Below are 17893 nucleotides of genomic sequence, written 5' to 3' on the forward strand. Positions count from 1 at the left end.
ATTACTGTCATGAGCATTCAACGTATCGCCAGCAACGCCCGCATGAGCGGCGCCGTCGTCCACGGCGGGCTGATTTTCCTCGCCGGCCAGGTGCCGACCGATCGCAGCCTGGACTGTTCCGGGCAGACCGCCGAGGTGCTGGCCAAGATCGACGCGCTGCTGCAGCAGGCCGGTAGCGACAACAGCCATCTGCTCAGCGCACAGATCTGGTTGAAAGATATTGAAACGGATTTCACGAAAATGAACGCCGTATGGGAGGCCTGGTTGCCGCAAAATTGTGCTCCAGCGCGCGCAACCACGCAGGCACCGCTGGCATCGCCGGATGTGCTGGTTGAAATAATGGTCATCGCCGCCGTTCGCGCCTGATCCAGACAGGACAAGCCGCGCCGGCAACCGCCCTACCCGGCGGTTACCGGCTCCTTACTCTCCAGCGGTGCCGAACAGCGGCCTCGTACAATAAGGAAAGCACCATGAAGATACCTTCCCTACCTTGCGCCTTCAGCGCTCTCGCGGCCGCCACGGTCTTGTCCTGCGCCAGCCTCGCCGTACAGGCTCAGGAGCGCTTCGTCACCATCGGCACGGGCGGCCAGACCGGCGTCTACTACGTGGCGGGCCAGTCGATCTGTCGCTTCATGAACCGCACCGGTGCTGAACAGGGCATCAAGTGCAACGCCCCCTCCACCGCCGCCAGCGTGTTCAACATCAACGCCCTGCGCAGCGGTGAATTCAACTTCGGCTTCACCCAGGCCGACCACCAGTTCAAGGCCTACAAAGGCCTGCCGCCGTTCGAGAAACAAGGCGCCATGGAAGACCTGCGCGCGGTGTTCTCCATGCAGACCGAAGTGCTGACCATCGTCGCCCGCGACAGCGCCAGGATCGCCAATTTCGACGACCTGGCCGGCAAGCGCGTGAACATCGGCGTACCGGGCTCCGGCAGCCGCGACACCTTCGAGGAAATCATGCAGGCCAAAGGCTGGAAGAACAGCTCCTTCGCCCTGGCCGCCGAACTCAAGCCGGCGGAGATGGCCTCGGCGCTGGCCGACAACAACCTCGACGCCATGACCTACGTGGTCGGCCACCCCAGCGGCGCGATCCAGGAAGGCCTGAGCGTGGTGGCGTCCAAACTGATTGCGGTCGATGGTCCGGACATCGACAAATTCCTCGAAGAGAAGACCTACTACATCAAAACCGAGATCCCGGCCGGCATCTACAAGGGTGTGGATCAGCCGATCCCCTCGATTGGCGGCAAGGCGCTGCTGACCACCTCGACCAAAACCAGCGCCGATACCGTGTACCTGCTGGTCAAGTCGGTGTTCGAGAACTTCGACCGCTTCAAGCGCCTGCACCCGGCCTTCGAGAACCTCACCGAAGAGGAAATGATCAGCACCGGCATGTCGGCACCGCTGCATGAAGGTGCTGAGCGCTATTACAAGGAACGCGGCTGGCTGTAAGAACCTGCTCACGATCTGCTGCGCGTCGGCCCTGCAGCGTTAAAAACAGGCTCGGTAGGCCGCTTGCGGCCAACGCACTTCAGTGCGGCCCCGAAGGGCGAGCGAAGCGAGTACTGCTCATTTACAGCTGTCCTCGCCTGTTTTTTCGGGGGCGCCTAGCCCTTGCATGGCTCTAGCTCGCTAAATCGTGAACACGTTCTACGCTCCGTCATACCCGCCTCGGAGTCACACTCGCTGCCGGTCATCGCCTGATGCCCGGCAGTTTTCGTCACGCAGCCTGGAATCGAGTCCATGAGCAATCCGCCAACCATGACTGCCGAGGAACTGGCAGCCCAGGAAACCGGTGCACGTAATCCCGCCGGCGCCATGGCCGGCCTGATCGCCGGTCTGGCCCTGGCCTGGTCGCTGTTCCAACTGTGGATCGCCTCGCCCCTGCCGTTCATCTTCGGCTTCGGCATCCTCAACGACACGGAAAGCCGCACCATCCACCTGGCGTTCGCCCTGGCCCTGGCCTTTCTCGCCTACCCGGCGTTCAAGCGCTCGCCGCGCCGCCACGTGCCCATCGTGGACATGCTGCTGGCGCTGATGGTCTGTGCCTCGGTGCTGTACCTGTGCGTGTTCTACCGTGAGCTGTCGTCACGCCCCGGCAACCCGACCAGTCTGGATCTGCTCACCGCCCTGATCGGCATACCGCTGTTGCTGGAGGCGACGCGCCGAACCCTGGGCGCGCCGCTGGCGATCATCGCCCTGGTGTTCATCGGTTACTCCCTGGCCGGCCCCTGGATTCCCGGCCTGCTGGCGCACCGCGGGGTCAGCCTCACCGGCCTGGCCAACCACCAGTGGCTGAGCACCGAAGGGGTGTTCGGCATCGCCCTGGGTGTCTCCACCAGCTTCGTCTTCCTTTTCGTGCTGTTCGGCGCCCTGCTCGAACGGGCCGGCGCCGGGCACTATTTCATCCAGTTGGCCTTCTCCATGCTCGGCCACATGCGCGGCGGCCCGGCCAAGGCCTCGGTGGTCGGCTCGATGCTCACCGGCCTGGTCTCCGGCTCGTCCATCGCCAACGTGGTCACCACCGGCACCTTCACCATCCCGATGATGAAGAAGGTCGGCTATCCGGGCACCAAGGCCGGCGCCATCGAAGTCGCCGCCTCGACCAACGGCCAGATGATGCCGCCGGTGATGGGCGCGGCCGCCTTCCTGATGGTCGAGTACGTCGGCATTCCCTATGTCGAAGTGCTCAAGCACGCCTTCCTGCCGGCGACCATTTCCTACATCACCCTGCTGTGGATCGTGCACCTGGAAGCGGTGAAGATGAACATGCAGGGCCTGCCGCGACGCGACACCCGGCCATTCATGCGCCGCCTGATCGGCTTCTGCTTCGGCGTCGCGCTGATCAGCGGCCTGTCGCTGGCGGTCTACTACGGCCTGGGCTGGCTGAAACCGCTGCTCGGCGATGCCGCGGTCTGGGTCATCGCCGGCCTGACGGTGCTGGTCTACCTCGGCCTGCTGAAAATCTCCGCCAGCGTCGCCCCGCTACCGGTGGAAGACCCCGACGCCGCCCTGACCGAGCTGCCGTCGCCGCGCGCCGTGCTGCTCTCGGGCCTGCACTTCATCCTGCCGGTGGTGATCCTGGTCTGGTGCCTGATGATCGAGCGCCTGTCACCGGGGCTGTCGGCGTTCTGGGGCGTGGTCACGCTGATCTGCATCCTGGTCAGCCAGCGCCCGCTGCTGAGCTGGATGCGCAAGGACAGCGAGCACGTCGACGGCACCTTCAAGGATGGCCTGCTCGACCTCTACCACGGCCTGATCGGCGGCGCGCGCAGCATGATCGGCATCGGTATCGCCACGGCCACCGCCGGTATCGTGGTCGGCGCCATTTCCCAGACCGGGGTCGGCCTGGTGCTGGCCGACCTGGTGGAAATGCTGTCGATGGGCAACCTGCTGCTGATGCTGATCCTCACCGGCCTGTTCTGCCTGATCCTCGGCCTGGGCCTGCCGACCACCGCCAACTACATCGTGGTGTCGTCGCTGATGGCGCCGGTGGTGGTCGCCCTCGGCCAGCAGAACGGCCTGGTGGTGCCGCTGATCGCCATCCACATGTTCGTCTTCTACTTCGGCCTGCTGGCCGACGCCACGCCGCCGGTGGGCCTGGCGTCCTTCGCCGCGGCGGCAATTTCCCGCGAGGATCCGATCAAGACCGGCGTGCAGGCGTTCATGTACGAGGCGCGCAGCATCGTCTGGCCGTTCATGTTCATCTTCAACACCGACCTGCTGCTGATCGGCGTCACCCTCGGCCAGGGCATCCTCACCTTCATCACTGCGGCCATCGCCATGCTGATGTTCGCCTCGGCGACCCAGGGCTGGTTCCTGGCGAAGAACCGCTGGTACGAAGGCCTGCTCCTGCTGCTGGTGTCCTTCACCCTGTTCCGTCCGGAGTTCTGGCTCGACACCCTCAAGCCGCCGTTCCACAGCGAACCGCCGGCACGCTTCGCCGAAGCCGTGCAGGACGCCGAGCCCGGCGCCGAACTGCGCCTGTTGGTGCGCAGCGAGGATATCGACGGTAGCCAACGCGACCTGACCATCAGTCTCGGCGTGCCCGAGGGCGAGCCGCAACAGCGCATGGAAAGCCTCGGCCTGGTGCTCTACGACGAGGACGACAAGGTGCTGATCGACAGCGTTGCCTTCAACAGCCCGGCGGCGTCCGCTGGTCTGCAGTTCGACCAGGAAATACTCGAGCTGCAGGTGCCGGCGCAGCGGCCGCCCAAGCAGCTGATGTGGATCCCGGCGCTGTTGCTGCTCGGCCTGATCGCCTGGTTGCAGCACCGTCGCGCTCGCCGCCAGGCGCAGCCGATACTCGCCTAACCGGTACGCGGGCGGTGCCTAGGGTCTGTTGACGTTTCAGCACGACCGCGCCGGAGCCGCCCGCGCACCATCACCCTTTCCCCTGCGCCGCCGAGCGGCGTAGAATCGTGAACATTCCTCGCCAACCATCCTTCGGCGGGCTTGTGGGCCCCGGCCGCGCGCACGTCAACCCCGTTGCCTGCGCGGCTCCACCGAATCGACGGCCATCTGCTACTCGACCTCGGCCAGACGCTCCCACACAACGCACATAACCAGATACCTGATTAGCCGCAGGAAACCGCCATGCCTGACTATCGTTCGAAAACCTCCACCCACGGCCGCAACATGGCCGGCGCCCGCGCCCTGTGGCGCGCCACCGGGATGAAGGACGAAGACTTCAAGAAGCCGATCATCGCCATCGCCAACTCCTTCACCCAGTTCGTGCCCGGCCACGTGCACCTGAAGGATCTCGGCCAACTGGTGGCCCGCGAGATCGAGCGAGCCGGCGGCGTGGCCAAGGAATTCAACACCATCGCCGTGGACGACGGCATCGCCATGGGCCACGACGGCATGCTCTATTCGCTGCCGAGCCGCGAGATCATCGCCGACTCCGTCGAGTACATGGTCAACGCCCACTGCGCCGACGCCATCGTCTGCATCTCCAACTGCGACAAGATCACCCCCGGCATGCTGATGGCCGCCCTGCGCCTGAACGTTCCGGTGATCTTCGTTTCCGGCGGGCCGATGGAAGCCGGCAAGACCAAACTCGCCAGCCACGGCCTGGATCTGGTCGACGCCATGGTCATCGCCGCCGACAGTTCGGCCAGCGACGAGAAGGTCGCCGAATACGAGCGCAGCGCCTGCCCGACCTGCGGCAGTTGCTCCGGCATGTTCACCGCCAACTCGATGAACTGCCTGGTTGAAGCGCTGGGTCTGGCACTGCCGGGCAACGGTTCGACCCTGGCCACCCACAGCGACCGCGAGCAGTTGTTCCTGCAGGCCGGCCGCACCATCGTCGAACTGTGCAAGCGCTACTATGGCGAGAACGACGACTCGGTACTGCCGCGCAACATCGCCAACTTCAAGGCCTTCGAGAACGCCATGACGCTGGACATCGCCATGGGCGGCTCGACCAACACCATCCTGCACCTGCTGGCCGCCGCCCAGGAAGCCGAGATCGATTTCGACCTGCGCGACATCGACCGTCTGTCCCGTCACGTGCCGCAACTGTGCAAGGTCGCGCCGAACATCCAGAAGTACCACATGGAAGACGTGCACCGCGCCGGTGGCATCTTCAGCATCCTCGGTTCGCTGGCCCGTGGCGGCCTGTTACACACCGACCTGCCGACCGTGCACAGCCGCAGCATGATCGAGGCCATCGCCAAGTGGGACATCACCCAGACCGACGATGAAGCCGTGCACCACTTCTTCAAGGCCGGCCCGGCAGGCATCCCGACCCAGACCGCATTCAGCCAGTCGACCCGCTGGGAAACCCTGGACGACGACCGTGAGAACGGCTGTATCCGCAGTGTCGAACACGCCTACTCGAAAGAGGGTGGCCTGGCCGTGCTGTACGGCAACATCGCCCTCGACGGCTGCGTGGTGAAAACCGCGGGCGTCGACGAGTCGATCCACGTGTTCGAAGGCAACGCCAAGATCTTCGAAAGCCAGGACAGCGCCGTACGCGGCATCCTCGCCGACGAAGTGAAGGCTGGCGATATCGTCATCATCCGTTACGAAGGCCCGAAAGGCGGCCCGGGCATGCAGGAAATGCTCTACCCGACCTCGTACCTCAAGTCCAAGGGCCTGGGCAAAGCCTGCGCGCTGCTCACCGACGGCCGCTTCTCCGGTGGCACCTCGGGCCTGTCCATCGGCCACGCCTCGCCGGAAGCCGCCGCCGGTGGTGCCATCGGCCTGGTGCGCGACGGCGACAAGGTGCTGATCGACATCCCCAACCGCTCGATCAACCTGCTGGTCAGCAATGAGGAAATCGCCCATCGCCGCCATGAGCAGGACAAGAAAGGCTGGAAACCCGCGGAACAGCGTCCACGCAAAGTCACCACCGCCCTCAAGGCCTATGCCCTGCTCGCCACCAGCGCCGACAAGGGCGCAGTACGCAACAAGGCGCTACTGGACGGCTGATACCTGTCTTGGTACACCATGGAAGCCCGGCCAGTCAGGCCGTGTGAAAACGTAGCGAGCGAAGGTCAGGCAAGGCAAAAATTGGCGAAAAAGCGCAGTTTACGCGTTGTAAATGAGCATTTTGATTGGACTCGCACACGATGTAGCGCCGCGCGAAATTCGTCGTGCTAATGCGCGATAAATGACGTGCGGCCTATGTTGCCTATGTGGCAAAGGAATTTCAAAAAAGGCCCGCTGGTTCGGCCTGTATGTCCCAGCTGAATATCAGCACCTCTTTCGCAGCAGTCCCCTTACCACCGCCCACGGTGTATTGAATGTCCGTCGTCTCGATGTGATATCCGGTGAACACTCTGCGGATATCGGGGTGGTCATTGAGGCTGATGATGGCCTTGCCTTTGATCTCATTGAGCAGCCTGGCCATCTCTTGGTACTGCTCGAACTCGAATGGCACGCCGTAGCCTTCGGTCTGCCAGTACGGCGGATCCATATAGAACAGTGTGTGCTCGCGGTCGTAGCGCTTGATGCAGTCCTGCCAGCTCAAGTGCTCGATGTAAGTGTTGCTCAAACGCAGATGAGCAGCCGACAGTGCCTCCTCGATCCGCAGCAGATTGAGCCCAGGCGGTTGGGTGGTAGCTGTGCCATAGCTCTGGCCATCCACTCGCCCTCCGAACGCTGACTGCTGTAGATAGTAGAAACGGGCCGCGCGCTGGATATCGGTCAGTGTCTCCGGCCTTGTCATTTGCAGCCACTTGAACACCTGGCGGCTGCTGAGCGCCCACTTGAACTGCCTGACGAATTCTTCAAGGTGGTTCTGCACCACTCGGTAGAGATTGATCAGGTCGCCGTTGACGTCGTTGAGTACCTCTACCTCGGCCGGTACTGGGCGGAGAAAGAACAGCGCCGCACCGCCCGCGAACGGTTCAACGTAGCAGCTGTGCTTGGGAAATAGCGGGAATATGCGGTCTGCAAGCCTACGCTTGCCGCCTATCCACGGGATTATGGGTTGTGCTGACATGATGCCTCCTGGTGGCATTTGGCGCTCGATGGCGCTGGCAGGAGGCTCTCGGCCTTCATGTGGTTCAGTACGCCGCAACGCGGGCACTTGATTTGTATTTGATCGAACCGGCCCAAACGGGCCAACAGGCGGTTGCAGCCGCCACAACGTATCTCTTTCAACATCTGCAAAAGCCTTTCATTTTTGCTAGGCTCGCCCGGCTCACGTGAGCAGGAGGGCCTTGGCTGGCTTGCAGCTCTGTTCTGCATGTTGGTGCCGCTGGCCCGTGTTACCGCACGGATCAGCGGCGCCCTCTCTTTTTAAGCAGCTGTTCGGTTGAACGCCCACCGATGTCGCTGCAGGCTTTCGATACCACTCCGCACCGCCCATACCTCCGCTATCACCTGACCGACATACGTCGTCGTCAGGGTTGCCGTCGTGCCGCTGATACCCGTTTGCGTGGTCAGCACTGCGTTAGTGTCCGCGCGCAACAACCTGGCGCTGTAGGTGGTGCCGGCTTCTGGGCCAATGTTTCCCATGGTCGTGTCGATCAGCTGGTCTGCCTGCCCGAGGCGATCTCGGTGCGTCCAGGTCATCACAACGTCCCCAACCACGCTTGATGGGTACGCCACTCCACCGATTCTGAATTGACCTGGTGCATACGGGCGCCCCTGGCGGCCAGTCAATGCCAGGCTGTCTGTGCTGGCCAGTACGGGATCGAGCCGGCCGATGCTGGTGTTGGTCAGTAGGCGTGCCTGCAGCGTGACGCCAGAGGTATAGGCCGTTTCGTCTGCAGCATCGAACCCGTCGTAGAACCAAACACGAGCCCCTGCGGCATGCAGAGCAGGCACCGTATCGACACAGGCCCTGGCCAGGGTAACGGTACCTAAGGCGGTGTTGATGGCATCTACGCGCACGATCTCGTTGTCGATCAATGCGGCCGTGCCCACGACGACCTGGTCAAGTCTGCTGACGGATGCGAGCGTTACAACGCTGGGGCCTGCGCTGATCGGCAACTCGGCGACCAATAGGGCGTTAGGGCACCAGTCGCTATTCTCATGTGCGATGAAGTCCCCTGTGCTGCCCACGCGGGTGGTGAGCGTGTAGCTCTGCGACATCTGAGTTGGTGCCAGGGCCAATGCCGCGAGGAATGCAGTGGTAGGGTCGAGTAATTCCAGGTTGGCGGGGTCGATGCGGCCGGCTATCTCACGGTACGGCGTTTCGACTAGGCGTCGGGTCACCACGGCTTGTGGTGTGCGATCAGGCGGTGTCCAGCCGGATGGCGGCACAGCGACGTAGCTGCTGGCCGGCAGGCCGAACACGTCCTGGAGTGCTGTTACAGTGATTCGCCCATCGTCCAGGGTGCCATCCTGAATCTTGCCGGCACGCACCACCACGATCTCAATACCTCGGCGCCGCGAGCGGATGCGGAACGGCATACCGGGCGTGATATCGCTACCGCGCCGATCCAGCACCACTTTGTAGCTCTTCAGGCCGGATGTCTTAATGCGCAGGTCTCGCTGCGCAAGACGCCCGGCGATTTGCCCGGTCGGCGCTGCGAAGTAGTCGATCTCCTCCGAGCTGCGCCCGCCGGCACGCTGCGCCACGGCACTGTTAACGGCACGCACAGAGCGCTGCTTGCCGTCGATTGCGTCGGTGTATTTGCCGATTATCTGACTCGGCACCTCGTCGGAACTTGTTGCCTCTTCCTGCTTAACCTCCAGCAACCCGCTGTCCTCATCGAATAGAGGCAGGGACGCCGGATCATAGTCGTCGCGTAGCAGGCGAATGCTGATCAGAGCGGTGCGCCTGTCGAGGTAGATCTCCGCCCCCATGTGCATCAAGACGTTGTCGCGGAACCCTTTGAAGGAGTCGCTGCGCCGCCATTCCAGGCACAGGCCGAGCTGCTCGGCATACAACGTATCGGCGGCGGCACGCCAGGCGGCTTCATCCATACGCCCCCGAGGCAGGCCGCGAAAGTTTTGCCCGGTGTAGAGCAAATAGAGGATGTGAGCCGGGTTCATGGCTTTGATCTGGTTATCGGCCAGCCAGATGAATTGCTTCTCCGGGTACCAAGCTGTCGCAGGGCGCCACAGCCGGTCACCGCCTCGGCGCAGGATCTCCCAGGTTTTCGGATACGGGTTCATCGACGTGACCAGGCCGGAGTAGAACGCCGTGGTAATGCCCCGGAATGCCGGCACGATGCCGCCCAGGAACGCTGCCAGACGTGGGTGAACCGGCTGGCTCTCTTCACCAAACAGCACGTCGAGCGTGCCATCGAGCCCACCCTCGGACTTGTCACCCCCGAACAGCTCAGGCGCGTTGATGCGGATCTGGCCGTTACTGCTGATCGAGCCGCGCCACGCACGCTTGTCTGCTGCACGGATCTCGACGATTTCATCGAGCGGCAGGCCGAGGCCCATATGGATGTCGAACGAATACTGATAGCCGACAATCTGCGGCTTTGAACTACCGCCCATTGGCCACCTCGTTGCGTGCGTGCTCGACCAGCACCACCGCCATGGCGTCGCCAGTGGCGAGCAGCACGTCGGCGTCGATGCCGTGATGGACGAACGCCATCCAGTCCAGGCCGTTACGCTCTGCGAAGGCGCGGCCCTGGCCATGGCAGTAACCCTGGCGACCAGTCCAGGTAGGAACGGTGTGCATGTGCTGGATGGTCACGATCATTTCTTGCTGCTCTTTGATTTGATTGCGCGGGTACGCATGTTGCCGACCGTGAGCACCATCCAACCTTTCGACCACGCCTGACCGAACACGGCAGTTTTCTCCTCGCCCTCTTCGCACAGTGGAAACTCTATTTCCTCGAACGAGGTCGGCTTTGCCGCCTTGGTTTTCGGGCTCAGCAGGCCCAGCAGCATCTTGGTGCCGATCACCGAGGAGAAAATCGCACCGATATAGTTGTTGGACATGGGCACTCACCAGATATTGGCGCCGTTGAACGGCGACTCGCCTTGCAGATGGGGCTCGCCCCGGAAGTTGATCGCGTTGTCGAATTTGCTGTTGCAGGTCGTCGAGAGGAAGTCGCAACCGGGGTACACGCGCACCTCCATGCCAGCACTGATACCCGCAATCCCGCCCAGCAGCTGCAGAACGGAGCCGTTGTGCCCCTCGATGTGGCGCCGCTCAAACTCGCCACTGCCAATAGCCCACTCGACATAGCCACCCGTGAACCAGCCCACTGGGTACGCCGCGAACGCACCACTGGATACCGATGCGCCAGTCACGCTCTGCAGCACGGTGGTCACGCGGTAGGCGTTCAGGTCGACGCGGCATTTCACGTCGCCGAGTACTGCCGTGCAGCTGAGGCTGTAGGTATCGACCAAGCCAGGACGCTCCATGCTGGCTTCAATCGAGCGGCACGTGATCGTGCAGCGATCGGCTTTTGGCCAGTCGACGGTTGCAATGCTGCCTGCCCAGGTGGCCACAGCCTGGCTATCGCCGTAATGAATGTCGAAAACCTCCAGCTCAACTTCTGCGCTGGGCGGGAACGGCCGGTATAGCTGCGCGACCTCGATGTCGAACGGTGCGGTGATGTCCAGGTCATCCTGGTCGGGGTTGCCTGACCAGTTCATGCCGTCATCAATGATCCCGCCCCGCACGGCGCGGTAAACCTCGGAACCTATGACCAGGTCACGGTCGCCGGTGTTGTACAGCCAGCGCATTACCCCGCGCTTGAACCGGTACAGGCGAATTGGCTTGCCGCTGGCCAGCGAACGCTCGTACTCACTGAAACTCATCGTCACGAACCTCTTTGAACACGAATGCGCAGGAAGCGACACCCTCGCTGTCGGTCTCGTGCTCGATCTCGACGGTGTCGCTGTTGAGGCGGCACAACGTCATCCAACTGATGCGCGCCACGTCGTTCACCTCGACCTGCCGCCCGAATGCGCTGTCGATCACCAGGCGCTCGACATCGAGGCCCAGCTCGGTACTGCCCGTGATGCGGCGGTGGAATACTGTGCCGTCGTGCAGCTCGATGCGGATATCGCGCCGGCCAGGTTTGGCACTGGCGAAACGGGTGTAGCCGATATTGGCGACATCGAGCGTTGTACCTGTATCGGTCACCACGTCCAGCAGAGTCACGTCATCGGCGTGGGTCGGCACCCATACAGCGGCTTGGCGACCGTTCATTGCATAAATGAACGAACGCAGCGCAGCCCGTTGCGCCCGGCCGAGATCGATCCAGCGGTGCCCGCACAGGCTCAACGGGCGGTTGGCCACATCCGTGAACAGCGGCATTGCACTACCGTTATCTAGCTTGGTGGTGAGCCGCGAGAAGCTACTGGTGAGGTCTTTCGATTCATCTGGCCGGGCTGCGTAAACCGGACGCCCTCTATATAAGGTGGCGGGCATCACTGCCGGCCAGTCGCTGGGCTCGACCACCAGGAAGCGCACATCGGCGCTGATCAGTTGGTCGGTCAGGCGCGTCAGCTCAGGCTCGCGGGATAGTTGGGCACTACGCACCGGATACAGCCGCGTACCCGCCGGCCAGGATTGCTGCGTTGCGCGCTTGAGCTGCAGGCCAGTGGGCGACACGCTGAGGATCTCGACGGTTTCACTGACGAATGCAGACTCGCCGAGCAGCATGGCCAGGCCACCCGCATGGAAGTCGAGATAGGCCGTGCTGCAGGTGATGGCCATTGCCTCGGCCGGTACCGGTACATCGAGCAGTTGGATCTCATGCCACAACGGCATCGCCCACACACGCGAACCCCAGCCAAACAGGCTGAGGTCGAGCAACTGGCGCTCACGCCCCTCTACATACATCGGCGCCTGGAACTCACGGCGCGGGGCGGGACGCAAAGCACGGCGCTGCTCGACGGCAGACTCGCTCTGCATGATGTCCGTTGCCGAAATAAGTCGCTCGCTCACGCCATCTCCCCAGTCGGGCGCGAACGTCCAGCCGATGATGCGGTTGGCGGTAACGCGGATGCTGGCGTTGCGGCCATTATCGAACTGCCACTCGACGATAGTGTCGAGCACAGGCTGGCCGTCAGGGGTGACCGTCAGTTGCCACTCAAGCTCCTTCAGTGCTGGGAACAACAGTGGCGGCGATGGCTGGCCGCTGACCAGGATGCCTTCGTCTATGCCAGCAATATCGGTGAGCGTGCGCGGCTCCAGCCATGCGTTCCACAGATAGATGGGGGTTGTCTGAGCTGAAACGACGTTGCCGAGGTCAATCTGGAGTGGATTGATGTGGATGCGGTAGTAGTAGTCGTCAAGAAAGGCGCCGAGGCGCTGCGCCTCGATCTCGCGGCCGTTGGCCTCCACAGGCCAATGGGTTGTCAGCGGCGACTGCCCCACACGCTGGCTATCCGAGGCATAGGGCGATGGGTCGAACTGGTTGAGCCATGCGAAATGCCAATGATCGCCAGTCAGGTTGGGATTATCTAGCAGGCCGCTCAGCGCCCCCTGAACATGCTGAGCGTTGATGATGGCCACGACTATGGCCCCTCATAGCGGATTGCCCAGGCCAGCGTGCCCGTATGATCAGCACCCTGGCTGCCATTGCGGTTGGCAGCGTCCTTGCGGTAGCAGGGAAAAACTTTCCAGCGCTCAGTGCCGATGTCGATAACTTGCCCTGGTTCGTAGTTGTCGTTACGCGTCCAGCGTGCATTCAGAAGATCTGCAGTTAACGAGTTTTTGCTGGAGGGCCGCACCTTCCAACCCCTGATCGGTAGTAATACCGCCTCGCTGTTCCATGAATTCGGGAGCAAGGCAACAAGCGGTGCAGCCGCTGACACACCAACCGGCGCGCCATCCATAGTCTGGGCCAACCACCAGCCCTGGCCATCAATGTCGCTGTGAATCCAATAATTTCTGTTGGCGCGATAGGCAGTGGTGCCAGAGGAGGTAGTGGCCCAAAACGGTGCTGGAGCCGCCCGCGCAAGTCCGGAGCTGCCGCCTGTATCGACGCCGATTTGTACACCGTTGGACGCGGCGACATGAGAAAGCGTCGCCATGATCCACATACCGCTGCCCGGCAGATCTAGAACCGCCGATTTCCCAAAACCGCAGAATTGGTAGTAGTCGACTGAGTAGTTGATCACCATGAACACTTCGGTCTCGAATACGAACACATCATAGGAAACCGGCCAGGTCAGTGCCGTACTCCCCAACTGGCCCATACGCACGACGTTAGGAGCATCTCCGGCACTAGCAGAAGTGCGCCCGAGCAGCTCAAGGTAGCCGGCAACAATCCGTAAGCGGACGAATAAAGCCTGTTTGCTCAGCATCTCTGTTGAGCTATCCCACACCCATCCTTCAGCCGTACAGGCTGCAACCAGTGCCGCACGCACCGCATCCATGTCATTAGCGGAACCGCTGTAATAAGCCATCAGTTGTCGAGCCTCAGTGCGTAGTAATCAGTGAAACCGTTGCGGGCAACGTCCTGGATCACGACGTACTCGATGTCATCCACAACCAAGGTGTTCTCGACGGCGTTGTTAAACCCGCTGATGTAGAAAATGCCGTCCAATGCGCCCCACAGGTTGGCGCTGTTGTCGTGCAGCTCAATTTGAATCAGGTGGTACACGCCGTCGGTATCGCGCAGTTGAGTCGTCGAGCCCGCCAGGGCAGCATTCCCCCAGGGATAGCAATAGGCGTTCAACCAGCCATCATTCGAGCGCAAGCCCAAGCGTGCCGAGTTGCCCTTGTAGCCCATGGTGTGGTTGACGGTCGTATCACTGAACCGGAGCGTGGCCGCGCCCACAAGCATGCCGCTGCACACAACCGGATATGGGTACTGGCTCGGACGACCGTAAGGCAGGCACTTGCCAACGTATGCGCTCTCATACACCGGGGTGCCCACTTTCATGGCCAAGGCAATGCGCTGGGGATTGAGCGTCATCCAGTAGTCGATTCGATTGTTATGCGCCGGCACGCCACTCAGCCGCGCGCCTGGTTGGGTATCGAAGGTGTTGCCGGGCACGTAGCCGGTGAACACGCCGGCCAGCAGGTTGTAGTAGTCGGCTGGCGCGGACTGATACGTGCGAAACCCGACGAAGATCTCTTCCTCGCCGGAGTAGCCGACGCCCTTGAGGATCAGCTCGCGGTTGGCGATCGAGGTGTCGTAGCGCAACACCTGCCAGCCATTGTCCGCCGCGAAGTCGCGGATGGTCTCCAGCATCTTGTAGTGGGCGAGTACTCCGCCCGAGTTGTCGACGAAACCTATCGTGTGAGGCATGAATTCAAACCTTGAGGATTGATCGAACGGTGGCCGCGTTCTTCTGCAGCCAGACCACGTGGTGTTCTTCGCCGGCTCTTCCCCAGGCCATCGAGGCGATCTGGTCTTCGTTCTGCACGGCGTAGAGGTTCACAGCGTTCTGCAGTGTGGTGTTGCCTGCCGCAGGCTCGGCGAACGTGCCGCCAGCGGAACCTGGTGCAGGCATCGCTGGCGCAGGAGTACCAGCCAGGCCGCCGGTGGCGTGATGAACAGGAGCGGCCCAGTCGTTCACTGCCCGCATACCGCGAGCGTTGAAGTCTTCCAGGAAGCCAAGGGCACCCGGTTGGGTAACCACCGCAGCACGGGTAACGAATTCGTTGTTGGAGAGGCGCGCCGGGATGCTGTCGGAGGTTCCGGTACCCGGCCCTGTGACGTGGCCACCGTCTTTGAATGCCTTGGAAACAGCCAGAACGGCCAGCACTGCAGCCAGGCCGATCGCCGCTGCAGCACCGAACGAACCAATCGATGACATGACCGCCGCGGGCGTCCAGGCAGCAGTAGTGGTTGCGGCAGCGGTCACTTGAGTGGCTGTTACAGTCGCAGTCGATGCCACGGCCGATGCGGTACGCACTCCGTCTGCCGCGACTTGGGCAGCGGTCACTGTGCCGATTGCAGTCGCTTCCAAGGCGGCATTGATGCCGTAGCGCACCCCCATCTGCACCAGCGAGGTGATCACCTGGCTGAGGATGGTCTGCGCCAGGCTCGCCATGGTGCTGCGCAGATCCTCACCTTTGACGATGGCGTCGGCAAAGGCATCGCCGATGCCCTGAGTCATCGTCTCCAGGGTACCGCCGACGACTTCCTCAACCTGGGCCGCCATGTCGATGGCGGATGCCTGGTAGTTGGCGAAGGCTTCAGCGGCACCAGCGCTCCAATCCTGCTGCTTTTCGCTCAGGCGGTCATAGGCAGCAGCGTTCTCGGCCAGCGCGTCGCCCAGACCTTTCTGGATAGCCAGCGAGCCACTGGTGTACTCATCACTGCCCAGCTGGCTTTTTGGGGTGGCCTTGTTGAGGTCGTTCTGCAGATCCTGGTACTGCTTGCGGATCTCGCGCTCGGCCTGGATGCGCTGGCGTACGGCGGCACCCTGGCCATAACCACCGATCTCGTTATCGTTCTGTTCACGCTGGCTTTTCAACGATGCAGCGATCGACTGCTGGATCTGTGCAGAGCGCGCTGCGACCTTGGCCAGCTCCTCGTCGGCCTTCTTCTGTTTCTCGGCAGCATCCAGGGTGGCCCATGCGGCCTGTGCACGCTCTTTGAGGGTTCCGGTCAGGTTGCGTTGTTCTAGCTCGTATTCACGAGTCGCGGCTTTGCCCTGCCCGAACGTCGCCGCCTCTTTTTCCAACTGGGCAACCCAGTTTTCATTTTGGCGGGCCAACTGGGCCGCAGCACGTTCAGCGGCGGTGGCTTTCACCTCCGTCTCTTTGTACTGCTTGTTGATGCCCTCCATCAGCGTGTCGTAGGCACCACCACTGAACCCACCTTTGCCATCAAGGGAAACACCCTTGAGGATTTCCGGCGAGGTGCCTTTCTCTGCAGCTTCCTGCCAGATCTTGGCGAACTTCGCATTCAGCTCCTGAGTGGCTGCGACCTTGCCGTATTCCTTGTCGACGGCCTTGAGCTGGCCCTGCAGCTCGGACAGTGCAGTGATCGATTCTTGGGTGCGGCGCTGCTCGGCCTGCTCGTAGGCGTTGCGCTCGTCCAGTTGGCGGTTCTGGTCACGCAGGAACGCCAGGCGCTCATCATTCTGCTGGCGCCGACGCGGGTTCAGGCTGTCCAGCGAGTTTTCGGCTTCCAGGGCGGCGATTTCATCATCCGTGGTGCCGTTACCGGTGGCGATGCGGGCAAAGCCTTTGGCTTTTTCCCAGTAGCCTGCAGCTGCGCGGGTGGCCTTATCCCAGGCCCCTTCGAGGAGCCCCAGACTGGCACGGGTATCGGCCAGGCGCTTCTCTTCCGCAGCAGCCAGCAACGAGGTGACCAGCGCCTGGGCCTCTTCCTTCTGGCCTCGGCGCTCCAGGCTGGCGATGTGCTCGAACTGGGCAAGCGACAAGAACCGGTATTCGTCATTGGCGGCGGCCGCCCACTGAGCCACGCCGTTCTGCATGTCGAGGAAGTAGCCAACCACCTCACCAGCGGACTTGCCCGTGAGGGCCGCCATCGTGGCCGCTGCCTGGCCAACCAGCTGCAACTGGTCGCCTGCAAACTTGCCACTGGCTGCCAGGCCTGCCAGCACCTCACGCGCTTGGGCGGTCTGACCGGTGGTTTGACCGATGGCGACGGCCATCGCATTGAGGCGTGGCGCATTAGCCGTAGCCAGGTTTCCACTCGCGGCCAGCGTCTGGTTGAGGCTGTCGATATCGTCGTTGGCCTGGTAGGCCGTGTATCCCACGGCGGCCAGCGCAGCAGTAACCGCTGCAGCCGGTATCGCAAAACGGGCGAACGATGCAGTTACACCCCCCATCCGATTACCCAGGCGTAGCGCGTTCTGAGCGGCACTTGACCAGTTACCAGACGCCAAATCACGCAGCAACATGCCCACCTGATTGCGTGCTGCCATCGTATCCAGGCCAAGGCCTTCCATCGCGCTTGATGTTGCGTCGACACCCGCAACGTTGCGATCGAGCAGTGCCAACTGTTTTTCATAGTCGGCAACGCTGATGCGGCCTTCGTCAAAGTGTTTGCCCAGTTCTTCGGTCTGCTTATCCAGCTTGGCCATGGCCACGCGGGTCGGATCAATCTGATTGAGCAGCTTATTGAGCGCGGCTGCGTGCTTGCCTTCTTCAGCAGCGGTTTTAGCAGCTGCCTCGGCGGCACGTTGTTCTGCTGCGGCTTTCTGCAGGGTCGCGCGCTCTGCCTGGTGGTAGGCATTCATCGACGCATTCTGCGCCGCGACATTCTCTTTCCAGGTGGCGCTCAACGTCTTGGCACCGGCGTCCTGCCGCATGTAGCTGGCGGTTACTTCGTCCTGGGCTTGCTTCTGGGCGATGCTGGCGTTGGCGACCGCCAAGATGCGGTCACGCTGCTGAGCGGCGGTTTCGCCGATCCGCCCCATGGACTGATTGGCCGCTTCGGCCTGGGTGCCCACTGCTTCGATCGTCTCCCCAAAACGCGCAAGCTCGGCACGCCCCTGGTCGAGGTCGGCCTTGATGCGGAGAGCGAGTTCGAGGTTGCCGTTGTTGGCCATTGCGGAGAGCTACATGCGGGGAATGTAGCCGGCAT

At 62.3% G+C, this 17893-nt stretch carries 14 protein-coding genes; 4 read left to right on the forward strand and 10 right to left on the reverse strand.

The window, feature by feature from the left end:
- Window positions 1–9 precede the first annotated feature (9 nt).
- The 4 genes from DNK10_RS11010 (at window position 10) to ilvD (ending at window position 6434) form a co-directional block, all read left to right on the forward strand.
- Entirely contained in the window at window positions 10–366 is a 357-nt protein-coding gene (locus tag DNK10_RS11010) for a RidA family protein (protein ID WP_131176441.1), read from the forward strand.
- A 104-nt stretch (window positions 367–470) separates the two neighbouring features.
- A complete protein-coding gene (locus DNK10_RS11015; RefSeq protein WP_131191569.1) occupies window positions 471–1451 on the forward strand; it encodes a TAXI family TRAP transporter solute-binding subunit in 981 nt (326 codons plus the stop codon).
- 291 nt (window positions 1452–1742) lie between these two features.
- A complete protein-coding gene (locus DNK10_RS11020) occupies window positions 1743–4313 on the forward strand; it encodes a TRAP transporter permease (RefSeq protein WP_244216235.1) in 2571 nt (856 codons plus the stop codon).
- Window positions 4314–4595: 282 nt separating this feature from the next.
- Window positions 4596–6434 carry a dihydroxy-acid dehydratase gene (gene ilvD / locus DNK10_RS11025; protein WP_131191570.1) on the forward strand — a complete coding sequence of 613 codons (1839 nt, stop codon included), beginning with the start codon at window positions 4596–4598 and terminating at the stop codon, window positions 6432–6434.
- Between the two features lie 220 nt (window positions 6435–6654).
- Here ilvD and DNK10_RS11030 read toward each other — a convergent pair whose 3' ends face one another.
- From DNK10_RS11030 to DNK10_RS11075, 10 genes are read right to left on the reverse strand one after another with little or no spacing between them, the layout of a single operon-like run.
- Window positions 6655–7449, reverse strand: coding sequence for a DNA adenine methylase (locus tag DNK10_RS11030; protein ID WP_131191571.1), 795 nt, complete (start codon window positions 7447–7449; stop codon window positions 6655–6657).
- Window positions 7431–7697: a Com family DNA-binding transcriptional regulator gene (locus tag DNK10_RS11035; RefSeq protein WP_425273848.1), complete on the reverse strand. Its 267-nt coding sequence runs from the start codon at window positions 7695–7697 to the stop codon at window positions 7431–7433. Before DNK10_RS11035 ends, DNK10_RS11030 begins: the two co-directional genes overlap by 19 nt.
- Window positions 7698–7748: 51 nt before the next feature.
- Window positions 7749–9908 (reverse strand): hypothetical protein, encoded by a 2160-nt coding sequence (locus DNK10_RS11040; RefSeq protein ID WP_131191573.1) that lies wholly within the window; start codon window positions 9906–9908, stop codon window positions 7749–7751.
- Entirely contained in the window at window positions 9898–10116 is a 219-nt protein-coding gene (locus DNK10_RS11045) for a hypothetical protein (RefSeq protein WP_131191574.1), read from the reverse strand. The genes DNK10_RS11040 and DNK10_RS11045 overlap by 11 nt, the downstream gene beginning before the upstream one ends.
- The gene (locus DNK10_RS11050) at window positions 10113–10358 is read right to left on the reverse strand and encodes a hypothetical protein (RefSeq protein ID WP_425273849.1); all 246 of its coding nucleotides are present in this window, start codon (window positions 10356–10358) and stop codon (window positions 10113–10115) included. Before DNK10_RS11050 ends, DNK10_RS11045 begins: the two co-directional genes overlap by 4 nt.
- 6 nt (window positions 10359–10364) lie before the next feature.
- The gene (locus DNK10_RS11055) at window positions 10365–11186 is read right to left on the reverse strand and encodes a phage BR0599 family protein (protein WP_131191575.1); all 822 of its coding nucleotides are present in this window, start codon (window positions 11184–11186) and stop codon (window positions 10365–10367) included.
- Window positions 11173–12891, reverse strand: coding sequence for a hypothetical protein (locus DNK10_RS11060; RefSeq protein ID WP_131191576.1), 1719 nt, complete (start codon window positions 12889–12891; stop codon window positions 11173–11175). Before DNK10_RS11060 ends, DNK10_RS11055 begins: the two co-directional genes overlap by 14 nt.
- Window positions 12892–12893: 2 nt before the next feature.
- Complete coding sequence (locus tag DNK10_RS11065; RefSeq protein ID WP_131191577.1) at window positions 12894–13787, reverse strand: hypothetical protein; 894 nt, start codon at window positions 13785–13787, stop codon at window positions 12894–12896.
- Complete coding sequence (locus tag DNK10_RS11070) at window positions 13787–14635, reverse strand: hypothetical protein (RefSeq protein WP_131191578.1); 849 nt, start codon at window positions 14633–14635, stop codon at window positions 13787–13789. The genes DNK10_RS11065 and DNK10_RS11070 overlap by 1 nt, the downstream gene beginning before the upstream one ends.
- Window positions 14636–14639: 4 nt before the next feature.
- Window positions 14640–17858: a phage tail length tape measure family protein gene (locus DNK10_RS11075; protein WP_131191579.1), complete on the reverse strand. Its 3219-nt coding sequence runs from the start codon at window positions 17856–17858 to the stop codon at window positions 14640–14642.
- Window positions 17859–17893 lie beyond the last annotated feature (35 nt).

This window comes from Phytopseudomonas daroniae, from assembly GCF_004327275.1.
GTDB lineage: Bacteria > Pseudomonadota > Gammaproteobacteria > Pseudomonadales > Pseudomonadaceae > Aquipseudomonas > Aquipseudomonas daroniae.